The organism is Xenorhabdus sp. TS4, assembly GCF_014467265.1.
In the GTDB taxonomy this organism is placed as follows: domain Bacteria; phylum Pseudomonadota; class Gammaproteobacteria; order Enterobacterales; family Enterobacteriaceae; genus Xenorhabdus; species Xenorhabdus ehlersii.
This window is the reverse complement of sequence record NZ_NKHQ01000017.1, coordinates 16,797-29,853: the sequence shown is the minus strand read 5'-3', so window position 1 is coordinate 29,853 and position 13,057 is coordinate 16,797. Positions and strand designations below refer to the sequence as shown.

The following is a 13,057-nucleotide window of genomic DNA, read 5'->3' as shown; positions in this document are numbered from 1 at the left end:
TTAAGTGAAGTGGTACTGACGTTTGAGACTGACAATTAAAAATAGTAACGCGTTTGTTTTGACTTTGTTGATATCAAAAAATGATTCTGAATCAATAATTCAATATTACTCCCATTTGTTGCATTTTATCCGATTGCCTTACAAGAACTATTTATACTTTAAATGGTTAAAACATTTAATAAATATAAAAGGTAATTATTGATGATTGGCTCAGCATACCGCATTGATGAGAGTGTGAATGTATATGCTTTGTTGGGTTTTGCTTATTCAAAACCTCAGCCTTTATGCGGGTTATGAAGGAGTATCCGCAAAATATAGCGGAAAAGATCATGCCATTGATGGGTTTAATATTGGTGTCGGTTAGCGTTTTTAATATATTTGCTGCCACAATAGGGGATAATTGCGGTGGTGGATATAAAAGGCTACCGGAGAGTAGCCTTAAAGTTAGGGTGGAGATTATTTATCGTACCAGCCAAAGCGGAAATGCTTGGTTTTACCTATGTTATCCTTCAGTATGGAGCATACGTTTATAGCTTCACTAGCAGAGTATTCTTTACCATGACTATTATTATCATAAACTACAGTGATTGTAGTTCCGTTTACTTTAAGAGGTAATAATATATCGGAAACATTAAGTTTATAGGTTCTATTATCGACTGTTACATAAAACTCTTTGCTAAGTAATTCTACTGTTTTTTGGCAGTGATCTTCATCACAGGATACGATAAGCATCAAATTAAATGAGCCTAGACCAGGCGTCATGAGGCCGCAAACAAATCCTACGATTTCCTTAATAGTTGTCTTATTCTGGAAGTTAGATAGAGTACCGATATTATCATAACGATCATGCGGTAGTCCTATTTTAAGATCAAAAGACATCCAATATGGTGCTGGTAATAGCAGTATTTTCCAATCACAAGCTATTAAATCTTCTTGGGTGGGTCCCAGGGAAGCCAATAACTATCTTTATCACTCTTTTCAATATAAGCAGACCCATCACCTTCACTATTCGCTACCGACTGATGAGCAAGGCGTATATGTTCTTTAGGAACATGCCAACCAGTACGACATAACAGTTGTTTTTTTACATATACATGGCTTAGCGCCCATGCGAAAGAACCGATTGGTACAGTGACTTCACCACCAAAACCTTCAAACTTATTTTGGGCAAGATTGAATGGATATTTAAGGCTGGCATTCATATTTTCTGGTTTACTGAGTTCAGACATAAATCCCTCACTTAATTATTCATTAAAATTCAAGGTAATTTCATCCTACTGCTAATCCGCCAGCACATATTACTTAGGTAAATTTTTTATTTCAATAATGTGAGATATAAAAGTAATTAATATGGGAGTAAAATAAGTGTTTTTTTATAAAATCTGCCTATCTGCTGTGGCGGAGATGAGTTGGGGGGTAAATTCGAAGTTTACTGCTAAAATATTGTTTCTTTCCAAAATCTTTCTGATTATTGATTATCAATCCAATTTAAATAGTATCAAAATCAAAAAACATGCTTGAAATTATTTTTGTTAGTGTCATTAGTTGATGCAAATAAAAATAGTGAGTTAATTCACTATTTTTATTTAGTTATCTTCTTTAAATTGAAAATATAGATCTATATGGTGCGTCCTTTAAATAAGCTGGGTATATTAGCATTTTGATTTTTGCCAATATGAGCGGACGCAAAATATAAATCAACTATTACAACACGAGGTTTTCCACCAATGTTGCTACCATGACAGCCTTAATGGTATGCATTCGGTTTTCAGCCTGATCAAACACAATGCTGTGTTTTGATTCAAATACTTCATTTGTGACTTCCAGGCCACCATATAAATTGAATTCCTCTGCCAGTTGCTTACCAAGTGTTGTTTCTTCATCATGGAAAGCCGGCAGGCAATGCAGGAATTTAACTTCTGGATTCCCTGTGAGTTTCACAACCTCCATATTGACCTGGTAGGATTTCAGTAATGCAATACGTTCTTGCCAGACCGATTTCGGTTCTCCCATTGATACCCAAACATCGGTATACAGAAAATCGACCCCTTTTACACCTTGCGTAATATCTTCTGTCAGAGTGATCTGACCGCCAGTTTTCTCTGCCTGTTTTTGGCATTCCGCAACCAAATTTTTGTCTGGCCAGCATGTTGTTGGAGCAACCAAACGGAGATCTATACCCGTCAGTGCAGCCGCTTCCAGTAGGGTATTGCCCATGTTATTGCGGGCATCGCCCAAATAGGCGAATTTGATCTCAGATAGTGGTTTTTGGCTGTGTTCCTGCATCGTCATTAAATCAGCCAAAAGTTGGGTTGGATGGAATTCATCAGTCAGGCCATTCCAAACCGGAACTCCTGAGTATTGCGCAAGCGTTTCGACAATTTTCTGACTATATCCACGGTATTGAATACCATCATACAAACGCCCAAGTACCTGCGCAGTATCTTTGATGGATTCTTTGTGCCCGATCTGACTGCCGCTTGAGCCTAAATAAGTAACATTGGCACCTTGATCATGAGCTGCGACTTCAAATGCGCAGCGTGTACGAGTGGAGTCTTTTTCGAAAATCAGGGCAATATTTTTCCCTGTGAGTAAGAGAGATTCAGAACCTGATTTTTTATTCGCTTTTAATGCATGAGACAAAGTTAAAAGGGTATCAATTTCTGTGGGAGTAATGTCAAGTAATCTTAGGAAAGAACGCTTGAAAAATGGGTTCATTATGCATTGTCTCCATTAGGCAATATTGAATTTATATTCACTATATATCGATAAAAAATTCAATTACAAGCCCTGTGTGCAGAGTTTATAGGAGTGAAGGTATCAAGACAGGTTATAGATCAGCCGCTTATGTTATGCATTTCTTTTTGAACAAAATTGGATAGATATATCCTTTGTACATAAAAGATGGGAGAATGCAAAACAAGACAGCCAACTGACAGAGGGGATTGGCATGGCAGACCCACATGCTTTAGAAGAACAGTGTGAAGAAACTCGCTTGATCATCGAAGAATTATTGGAAGATGGCAGTGATCCTGATGCACTCTATATTATTGAGCACCATTTTTCGGCAGAAGACTTCGACCAACTGGAAAAGGCAGCCCTTGAAGCTTTTAAATTAGGCTATGAAGTAACGGATGCAGAAGAACTGGAAACAGAAGATGGTGTTGTTTTGATGTGTTGTGATGTGATCAGCGAAAGTCGTCTGGAAGCTGAATTGATCGACGTACAGGTTGAACAGCTCATGGATCTGGCTGGAAAGATCGGTGTAAATTACGACGGTTGGGGAACGTACTTTGAAGACCCTAATGCGCCTGATGATGAAGATGACGGTGATCTCTTTCCCCCTGAGGACGATGAACCCAGACTCCATTAAGATCTTTTGAAGATTGCGTCAAACCAAATTGCCCCACTTAAACCGTGGGGCTGACTATCTTTAATTGAAAGCTATCATAGCATCATAATGCTTTGAGCATCCTGACTTCACAGTCGCTGTGGCCTGTATTGCCAAGAGGCTCATCAAGATAGCTGAAGCCCAGCTTTTCATACAAGGCAATGGCGGCTTTCAGATTCTCTGTCGTTTCCAGATAGCAGCGTTTAAAGCCTTGTTCTGTGCCAAATTTGAGAGAGTGCTTCACGATTTGCCGGGCAATACCTTTTCCCCGCAGTACCGATGAAAGGTACATTTTCTGTAATTCGCAAGTACCGCCATCACCACCAGCCAGAGGAGCAACACCGCCACCGCCAACGACTTCGCCATCCATTTCAACAACCCAATAAGCGCTGTGTGGCTGGTTGTAAACTTCGTACAGGGTATCCAGAATTGGATCAGCGACGGCAAAGCCTTTGTCTGCGGTTAAGCCATGCTCAGCAGAGACCTCACGGATCACAGCGGCAATGCCTGCATTGTCTTGTTGGGTGATGGGACGAATAACGTAATTGTGTGTTGTTTTTGTTGTCATTATTTTCTCTGCATATTTTTAAAAAGAGGGTAAAGGTGAGTGAGGAGTTATTGCAGGGAAAGCAGTTCTTCACGGCTCAGACCGGTACTTTCCATAATCAGTTCGATACTAGCACCATTTTTTAACAAACTACGTGCTATTTTTAGTCGTGCCTCACGTTGACCTTTTTCTTCACCTCGCTGAATACCCTGTTGCATGCCTTGCTGAATACCCTGTTGAAGACCTTCTTTCCGACCTTTTTCCTGTAATCGTTCAGCAATACTCATAATCGCCTCCTGATGACTATCTGCCTGTTCAATCAGTAGTTGGAGCACCTGTACAAAATACGGTGAATCCATCGTGTTAAACAGGTAATTAAGGATAGTAACCACATCGTTATCACTATTATAATTGTGCTTAAGGACCTGCGCCAACAGCGTGGTCACTGCCTTAAACTCCTCCCGCAAATTTTTATGCTTCATCGCCAGTTCCATCACAGCGATTTTGCGATGATTCACCAGTTCGTTATCATCAATCACAGTCACATCGACTAACGGAAACGGATTAAAGTATATCTCTTCCGCCAATTCGGGCAATGAAAAGCATTGCGTCCAAGTCTGCTGGAAAGGATAAGGGCTGCGATTTCCGTGGTAAAACAAAACGGGTACAACCAGCGGCAGTGCCTTGTTTCCCTGTTGCAGATGCTGATTCATCGCCATAAACGAATAGTGCATCATTCGCCACGCCATCATTTTATCTGGGGTAGACTGATGTTCAACCAGGACATAGATATAGCCATCCCCCCGTTGTGTTTTCACCGAATAGAGGACATCCGACATTTTCGAACGCAACTGTCGGTCGATGAATGACGAGTTGGTTAACGCTAATGTGCTAAGATCACACAATTGCTTGATTTTTTCCGGCAGATGAATGTCAAAAAAATCTTTAGCGTTTTCAATCTGAGTCATGAATTCTTTGAAAGCCGCATCATGGGGTGTGGATGTGGTCTTTTTATTCATTATATTCGCCCGTTAACTTTTGAGTTCGATTGATTATAAACGCTTTACTTTGATGGAACATATAATATACCCCTATATCTTATACTATATAAATAAACCTCGTTTACGTTTAACCTGATCTTAATAAAAGTTCAATCAAAATAATCAACTCATTAATTAATTGTATTATTAAAAATAGTCATTAAGTGATAACTATTTTTAATAACGTAAAAGGAAAATACACAACTAGGATCATAAATAGGAGTAGATCCTAATTATTTAATATGAGGTGTGTGAATATGTTATCATATCCAGGCAGAATCATATTTTTATTCTTTTTTCTTTACACATTATTGGTACCTTATACGATAACGAATGCCTTTGCAGAGGGGGCTCATAACTGAAAGATATAAGAGAAAAGCAAAGAATAAAGATAAAATCGGTGTGCGAGTTAATAAATCAAGTAAAAGACTTCTGAATTCGGATACTCATAAAAAACTTGGGATTCGGTGGACACTATTTTTATCAGGACTGGATGCATGGCCTGAATACCTTTTATGACTACGACTTGACGGAGTAAATTATTGCACTTATTCTTTTATCCACCCCTCGATTCTTAATCCATCCACTCTATTAAATTCTCTGGTATTATTAGTCACAATAATCAACCCCTTGTTTCTGGCGTGTCCTGCAATATGAAGATCATTATCACCTATTTTTTTCCTTGTTTTTCAAGTGTTGTTAGAATATCTCCATAATGAAAGGCAGTCAGTCTGGAAACGAAATCTGAAATAGTAGCGAGATTTTTTATAGTATTTGCACTTTTTTTCTGCTCTAAAAATCAATTCTGCTAACGTAATTGTAGAGGTAGCTATCTGACTGGCATGTTGATTAAACTTAGGTGTCATGATGAAACAACATGTAGGTAAAACTCTTCGTTTTTGCCTCAACTGGAAATAAACCACCCAAATTTACACCTTGAATCCAAGAGTCGTGCTCCATGAAGTGGCCTTCAATAGAGTTGGGCAACCAGCGTTGGGGGTCTTTATGTCCAATTATAGCAGAACACCTAAAATCGCTATCGCACAGTAACCTCATTCTGTCTATGATAGGCTTTTATCCTCAATGAAATGTGGTTGCGGTGAGGGTATTAGTGGGTACAGTCAGTAATCTCCTAATAACTGCTTCAGTTTTTTCTGAAAAATAAATAAAAGACAGTATGATTAGATAGTTATATTGGTGTTTAACTATTCATTACTAAAAAATATAGTCTTTGTTTATGTTTTATTGAATATATGTGCAATACATTTTTCCTGTCTTGTGATTATGTGGATTTATATCTAGGAAGTATGATGATTAATTATTTTCTTATGTTATGGTTTTTATTTTTGATATTAAAACTTACATAAGGAAAAATTACATATCTGATATTTATAACCGTCATTGGAAAAATAACTTTTGCAATTTAATCGTAGTAATAATATGAAAAAATTATCTTTTCCAATTCGCATTCCTCTCTATTATGTGCGAGGCGGAACTTCAACAGGTATCGTTTTACTACAAAAATATTTGCCAGAAAAAAAAGAACTCAAGGAAGAGATTCTCAGGCATATAATGGGAGTGCCCCTGGAAGGAAGAAATGAAAATAATAAACAACTACAGGGGTTAGGTAGAGGAATAACCACTAGCAATAAAGCCTTTATCATTGATATCGATTATCAATCTAAACAGGTGATAAGTACTTTTGCACAACTTGAAAAAGAAAGTAGCACCGTATCGTGGGAGGTTAATTGCGGAAATATGACCTCATCAATACCTTTGGTGATAAGAGATCTTTCGGAAGAAAAATGGTTAATGCCTGATGGAAAATTAAGTATTTTTAATACAAACACCAATAAAAATATTGTGTGTACGATGACGAATGTAGCACCTAAATACCAACTGGCACATATGCCTGGCGTTATTGGTGATTTCCCAGAAGTTAATGTGTCATTTGAAGATCCCGCATGTTCAAAAACAAAAGCTCTTTTTCCGACAGGGAACTTGATTGACAAAGTTAATGGTATTCCAGTCACTGGTATCGATGTTGCTGTACCAATGATTATTATCAACGCAGAAAGTTTAGGGATTACAGGTTACGAAAATCCCAATGAAATTAAGAATAATAAAGTTTTACAAGAGAAAATCATGGAAATCAGGATAGAGATGGGGATTAAAATGGAAATTCGTAAGAAAAATGGAGCAGTGATGAATGAAAAGGATTTAAGCGAATCTATCACCCAACCCAAAGTCGCCATCGTTGCCCCTCCTTTATCCGAAGGGGATATTAATATCAGGTATCTCACACCCAAAAATGTTCATTTATCTATTGCAGTATCCGGTGGTTGTTGTTTAGCCGCTGCTTGCTGTTTTTCTGGAACTGTTGCCAGTCATATCTATTATTCTGATAGGGTGAATGGCAACGCTATTGTACGGATTGAACATTTGTCTGGAATATCTGAGTTTAGCATCACTCATGATGGTGAGCATATAAAGTATGCAAGCGCGCCGCGAAATGCTCAAATTCTGATGAAAGGTGAATTTTTTATTTATAATCCCAGTGATGAATTAATCTTGTCGCAAGCAATACCTTTGGACATCTCATCGGATCCCCGGCTACCCATTTGGTCAGCGCGTGGGCGGTGGTGAATCAACTCTGTTTTGGTCAGGTGAAAGAGCGCGTTATGAAAGGCGCTATTATATTACCAGCCACCGTGATGCCCTGGCCGAATTTATCGCGTGTGCCATACGCCGCCATTGGCATATTGAAAATAAACTGTACTGGTAATTAGATGTCAGTTTTTAGTAGCCCAGTCCCTTGAGCGTCTCTGAAGAAAATCAATCAGAGCACGTACCTTAGCGGAGATGTGGCGGGTATTAGGATAAACCGCATACACGCCCTGCAAAGGGAAATGGTAATCGGGCAGCAAATGTTGCAGTTCCCCGCTTGCTAGAGCGGACCGGACGAGCCACTCCGGTAGCAGCGCAACACCGCAGCCTTCCAGTATGAAACTCATCAGCGCAGAAGCACTGTCAGTTGAGAACCTGACAGGTCCAGTGATAGAAAAATCGATCTTCTGCTGTTCAGGACCTGTTACTTGCCAGCGCAGAGGGGACTGGAGGCGAGTATGAATAACCCATTCTGCCTTACCTAATGTATTAAGCGAATCTATCGGGTGATTTTTAATCCATTTCGGCGCGGCCACTGGGATTATTGAAAAGTTGTCTATTAACGCTGCGTGATAACTGGAATCAGCCAATTTGCCAAGACGAATGGCAACGTCGAAGTGCTCTGAAATAAGATCGGCATGATAGGAAGACGAAACGTGGCGAATACTCAGCTTCGGGTGTGCCTGCCCGAATGCCACTAAAGCGGGGATGATCATTATAGAGCCATATTCCGGTGTACTGGTTATTCGTAACTCACCACTAAATCCGCTATGACTGAATTGCACATCGTTCACAATATCTTCTGTTTCTTTTAGAAGATGAACACTACGCCGGTAAAAAACTTCCCCCGCTTGCGTCAGTGCTAGACGTCGGGTTGTGCGTAGCAACAACGATACCCCAAGCTCCTCCTCCAGTTGCCGGATATTAAAACTAACTACTGCCTTCGTTTGTCTGAGCGTGGTAGCTGCTGATGTGAAACTTCCCGTCTCTACTACGGCTACAAACATTGCTACACGCTGTAAATTGAGCATAAATCTCCCATTTACTGTCAAATATTTTTTGACAGTGTATCACTGCGCCAGCTCTTTATCCCTCCCATTACCGGAATTATATTATTCATTTTTAACAGGGAAGAGAGTATGAATTATCGTAGTAAAGTTGCGATCGTTTACCTTCTTGGCTTTTTCCTCGACTTAGTAAATATGTTTATCTCCAATGTTGCTTATCCTACTATAGGTAAGGAAATGCATGTTTCCGTGGCAGAGTTAGCATGGATCAGTCATGGCTACATATGTGGGCTTACGCTTATTATCCCTCTCAGTGCGTGGTTGACACAGCGTGCAGGTGCCCGGCGGGTGTTCTTACTGTCGTTAGCCTTATTTGCACTGGGAACAGCGGCATCTGGATTTGCACATTCACTTGAGGAACTGGTTTTTTGTCGAGTTGTGCAGGGCATTGGCGGTGGACTGTTGATACCAGTCGGTCAGGCGTTGACATGGCCGCTTTATGCAAAACATGAGCGAGCTAAACTTTCATCTGCAATTATGTTGGTAGCGCTACTAGCCCCTGCACTATCTCCTGCCTTGGGTGGCGTGCTGGTCCAAACGCTCAACTGGCGCTGGGTGTTCTTTGCCAGTCTGCCGCTAACCCTGCTGACACTGATACTGGCTTTTATATGGTTACATGACGGGATCACGTCTGAAAAAAATAAAGCTCTCGATTTCTCTGGTCTTGTAATCGGATGTGTTGGCCTATTTCTCATTTTACTCGGAATGACAAAAATGAGTGAGGCGGGAAGCATTGCAAAAGGCACGATTCTTTTCTTATCAGGTATCATTCTGCTGGCCTTTTTCATTATTCGCAGTAGTCGGCATTCTGCACCACTTTTCAGCTTTCATCTCCTTTCTGACCCATTAATGCGCTTCTCAATGCTGGTTTATCAGTTCGTGCCAGGCCTGTTTATGGGGGTAAGTCTGGTTGGCGTCGTTTATCTGCAGACATTTCTCGGTATGTCCGCTGCTGAGACAGGAGCATTAATGATTCCCTGGTCACTGGCTTCGTTTCTAGCGATCACTGTTACAGGCAAAACATTTAACCGCTTGGGACCACGACCACTCATCATGACCGGTTGTCTGTTACAGGCGATAGGCATTTTGTTACTTTCGGTGGTGACTCACGACGGGCAAAACTACCTGTTAGTGACGGCTTTTGCACTGATGGGGATGGGGGGGAGTTTGTGTAGCAGTACCGCCCAGAGTAGTGCTTTCCTTGAGGTATCAGCCACAGCCATGCCTGAAGCAAGTGCATTGTGGAACATAAACCGTCAGCTCAGTTTCTGCTTTGGTGTAGCGCTGTTGAGCCTGCTACTCAATCTGTTTATTAGCCATCTCGCACTGCGACAGGCTTATATGTGGACATTTTATACAGCAGCAGCCGGTGCCCTTATTCCACTCCTGCTCAGCTTGAGTATTAATAACCGGAACATAAAACTTAATCTTTTATCATCAGAAGAGAATAGATAATGAACCATTATATTAATGAAGTGTTGGAGGCTCATGTTGCCATTGAGAACTGGCTTGGTAAAGGTGAAGGAGACGTGCAGACACTCCTTGACCGTTTCAGTCAGGATTATTCAATGATCACGATAACAGGCACGATGCTTGATCATGAGTCTCTGAGCCGTTTTTTTGTTGCTAAACGTGCAAGCCGCCCGGGATTACATATTGTCGTGGATTCGCTGTGTGTTTTGGAAGAGTGGGAGAATGGGGCTATAATTTTATATCGTGAACAGCAGACTGAACCCGACAAAGAGACTACAATTCGCTGGTCAACCGCTGTCTTTGATCTTCATGCAGATACACCTGTCTGGCTTCATTTGCACGAAACATTACAGCCAAACAATCCAGATTAAATGGATAATTATGGGAATCAGGTTACAGTCTAATTACTGAGACGGTATCTGAGTTCTATTTAAGCCCGTCACTAAGAAATCTTCTTCCGAATGGGAAATATTCAGTGACGGTTTCTTCCATTTAAGATAGTAAGCAATAAGCTCACCTAATTTACCCAGAGTTCAGGTTATTGAGACTTTATTTTTTCATTTCAATAATATATTGGCTGCCTCCCGTCAGGGAGAAATTCAGGTTGTATGTATTTGTGATAGAGAGTCCAGCCTGTTTTGCTATAGATTCAAATTCTGATTGATACCGTTCTTTACCTGATAAAAGGATATCCATATGTAAATCAAATGATTCTGCCTCTGCATCATTTTGATCTTTAAGCATGTCGATAACATATAAAACGGAATCTTCACCCATTGCTTTATGGCAATTCTTGAGAATATCAATGGCTTGATTATCTGGCCAATTATGCAAAACATTTTTTATGCAATAAGCATCATATCCTGATGGAATAGAGGAAAAGAAATCGCCATTGATAAAAGTGATTCCTTCTGATTCTCGCTTAGTAAAATTATACTGATCCATAACGTGAAATTGGATATGTGGGTAGTGCATTTTTATATTTTGGGCTAAAGAGCCTTGGCCTCCTCCTATATCCATGATTGAAGAAATACCATTTAGAGGAATATGCTCAATAATATGTTTATTCATTGCATCGGTAATTTTTGTCATTAAATTATCAAAAGTAGTTTTAAGGATTTTATTATGTTCATGACTTAAATAATCAAAAAATTTCTCTTGATGATTAAGTTCAAAAGCCGACTTGCTATTTATTTCACTTAAGGACGCACTGTATTGTGACCAGGCGTTCCAGCTGATTGGACTTAATTCGAATTTTACATGTAATGTTTCAAGGCTGTTTGGATCACTTAGTGATGAACATTGCTCAGTAAGGTAAAATTTATTATCTTTTTTTGTTAATACATTAAGGGATTGCATATAATTCAATAGCCGATGGAATCTATCCTGGGAAACATGGCATAGTTGAGCAAGTTGCTCCAGAGTCTTTCCATCTTGGGTGCTTAAATATAGTGGTGCCTTGCTTTCTACAAAAGCAAACAGTGCGTTAGATTTACGATAAGCAGTGGTCATGTCTGATAGCATTATTTATTTTCCTTAACTCATTTGTAGGTTATTTTGTTTTCAGTGAAATAAATTGCATCATAAAATTTTATAGCGTTTGGTTAAATACTTTAGTTTATTTAAGTATATTAATTAACATTAATAAATGATGTTGATTTGCGAAGGGGGGTGTTATTTTTTAATAATGATTTCAAGATGTTGTATCCGCAGTTCTTTCATATTTGGATACTGTGAGCCATTCAAAGTATCAGCTAGTGGTCGTCTTGGCATTGACCCTTTAATTTCCAGTACATGCATAGCAGCCAAAATATCTTCCTGTAGTTTATCAGATTATTCATTAAACCACTGGTCAAATAATTTTGTTGTTGTTATTTCCCACACACTGACCCTCTTTATATAATCATCAAGTCATTTATGAAATTGAGAAGTAGGTTAGGTGTAACACGACTAATACAGTAAATTACGACGAATGTTTGGGAGTGGAAGGAAATTACGTCAGAATGTAGTGTCATTCTCCCCGTCCTTTTGTGACAGCGTCTAAAGAACGGGGTTTTCTGGATAAAAACAACGCCATATTCTCAGGCAAAGAAAGATTTATTTAGAAATATCCACGCCAAAATATTTCTTAGAGATACGGGCATATGTACCGTCATCCTTTATCTCTTGCAGAGCCTTATTCACTGCTTCCAGTAACTCAGCATCCCCTTTACGTAGCAAAACGGCTGATTTACTCGCATCGGTTTGTTGGGCGACAATTTTTACTGGTGCATTAGGGCGCTGTTTTTTGAAGTCAAGGAATGATAGGCGATCATTGAGTGTGGCATCAGCGCGTCCGGTAGCGACCAGATCAATGGCCTGGTTGAAACCGTCTGTACTAACCAAACTCGCGCCGTAAGACGTTGCCAATTGCCCGTAATTGCTGGTCAGTGATTGAGCTGAGCGTTTACCTTTAATATCTGCGAAGGTTTTAATATCACTGTTATCATTACGGGTGATCAACACAACCTGAGAAGTCGTGTAAGGAATGGAAAAACTGTATTTCGCTGCCCGTTCGGGGGTGACGCCGACTTGGTTGATAATAGCGTCAAAACGTTTAGCATCCAACCCGGCAATCAAGCCATCCCATTTAACTTCCATAAATTCAGGTTTGACATTCAAACGCTGGGCTATTTCCCGGGCGATATCCACGTCAAAGCCGACTAATTTATTGCTGGCATCGTGGTAGGTAAAAGGAGGATAAGTGCCTTCCGTGCCAACCTTAAAGACGCCAGAGGCTTTGATAGCATCAAAATCTTCGCCGGCATAGCCAGGGGCAGAAATAGCAAGGGCAGTCGCACTCGCCAGTAACAGACTCAAAATTTTTTTCATT

Annotated in this window: 13 protein-coding genes; 5 read left to right on the top strand and 8 right to left on the bottom strand. The window is 40.0% G+C overall.

The window, feature by feature from the left end; all coding sequences use genetic code 11:
• Positions 1-456: 456 nt before the first annotated feature.
• From Xets_RS10000 to argF, 3 genes are all read right to left on the bottom strand, one after another.
• Positions 457-879, bottom strand: coding sequence for a hypothetical protein (locus Xets_RS10000; RefSeq protein ID WP_099132575.1), 423 nt, complete (start codon positions 877-879; stop codon positions 457-459).
• A gap of 44 nt (positions 880-923) precedes the next feature.
• Positions 924-1,229, bottom strand: a complete 306-nt coding sequence (locus Xets_RS09995; RefSeq protein WP_099132574.1) for a hypothetical protein — start codon at positions 1,227-1,229, stop codon at positions 924-926.
• Between the two features lie 475 nt (positions 1,230-1,704).
• Complete coding sequence (gene argF / locus Xets_RS09990) at positions 1,705-2,718, bottom strand: ornithine carbamoyltransferase (protein ID WP_099132573.1); 1,014 nt, start codon at positions 2,716-2,718, stop codon at positions 1,705-1,707.
• Positions 2,719-2,950: 232 nt separating this feature from the next.
• On the opposite strand from argF, the gene rraB reads away from it, so the two are divergent.
• Positions 2,951-3,373: a ribonuclease E inhibitor RraB gene (gene rraB, locus Xets_RS09985; protein WP_099132572.1), complete on the top strand. Its 423-nt coding sequence runs from the start codon at positions 2,951-2,953 to the stop codon at positions 3,371-3,373.
• Positions 3,374-3,455: 82 nt separating this feature from the next.
• Here rraB and Xets_RS09980 read toward each other — a convergent pair whose 3' ends face one another.
• A complete protein-coding gene (locus tag Xets_RS09980; RefSeq protein ID WP_187651541.1) occupies positions 3,456-3,959 on the bottom strand; it encodes a GNAT family N-acetyltransferase in 504 nt (167 codons plus the stop codon).
• 47 nt (positions 3,960-4,006) lie between these two features.
• Positions 4,007-4,957, bottom strand: coding sequence for an Rpn family recombination-promoting nuclease/putative transposase (locus tag Xets_RS09975; RefSeq protein ID WP_099132570.1), 951 nt, complete (start codon positions 4,955-4,957; stop codon positions 4,007-4,009).
• 478 nt (positions 4,958-5,435) lie between these two features.
• On the opposite strand from Xets_RS09975, the gene Xets_RS28655 reads away from it, so the two are divergent.
• The gene (locus tag Xets_RS28655) at positions 5,436-5,516 is read left to right on the top strand and encodes an inverse autotransporter beta domain-containing protein (RefSeq protein WP_222941555.1); all 81 of its coding nucleotides are present in this window, start codon (positions 5,436-5,438) and stop codon (positions 5,514-5,516) included.
• A 902-nt stretch (positions 5,517-6,418) separates the two neighbouring features.
• On the top strand, positions 6,419-7,624 hold the full coding sequence (locus tag Xets_RS09965) for a PrpF domain-containing protein (RefSeq protein ID WP_187651540.1): 1,206 nt from the start codon (positions 6,419-6,421) through the stop codon (positions 7,622-7,624).
• 146 nt (positions 7,625-7,770) lie between these two features.
• Here Xets_RS09965 and Xets_RS09960 read toward each other — a convergent pair whose 3' ends face one another.
• The gene (locus Xets_RS09960; protein ID WP_187651546.1) at positions 7,771-8,676 is read right to left on the bottom strand and encodes a LysR family transcriptional regulator; all 906 of its coding nucleotides are present in this window, start codon (positions 8,674-8,676) and stop codon (positions 7,771-7,773) included.
• A 108-nt stretch (positions 8,677-8,784) separates the two neighbouring features.
• Here Xets_RS09960 and Xets_RS09955 point away from each other — a divergent pair, with 108 nt between their 5' ends.
• On the top strand, positions 8,785-10,167 hold the full coding sequence (locus tag Xets_RS09955; protein ID WP_187651539.1) for an MFS transporter: 1,383 nt from the start codon (positions 8,785-8,787) through the stop codon (positions 10,165-10,167).
• Positions 10,167-10,556 (top strand): DUF4440 domain-containing protein, encoded by a 390-nt coding sequence (locus tag Xets_RS09950; RefSeq protein ID WP_187651538.1) that lies wholly within the window; start codon positions 10,167-10,169, stop codon positions 10,554-10,556. Before Xets_RS09955 ends, Xets_RS09950 begins: the two co-directional genes overlap by 1 nt.
• Positions 10,557-10,734: 178 nt before the next feature.
• Here the strand turns inward: Xets_RS09950 and Xets_RS09945 are convergent, their stop codons facing one another.
• Together Xets_RS09945 and Xets_RS09940 are read right to left on the bottom strand one after the other, a co-directional pair.
• Positions 10,735-11,709: a methyltransferase gene (locus tag Xets_RS09945; RefSeq protein ID WP_187651537.1), complete on the bottom strand. Its 975-nt coding sequence runs from the start codon at positions 11,707-11,709 to the stop codon at positions 10,735-10,737.
• Between the two features lie 573 nt (positions 11,710-12,282).
• Positions 12,283-13,056: an amino acid ABC transporter substrate-binding protein gene (locus Xets_RS09940; protein ID WP_187651536.1), complete on the bottom strand. Its 774-nt coding sequence runs from the start codon at positions 13,054-13,056 to the stop codon at positions 12,283-12,285.
• Between the last annotated feature and the right edge of the window lies 1 nt (position 13,057).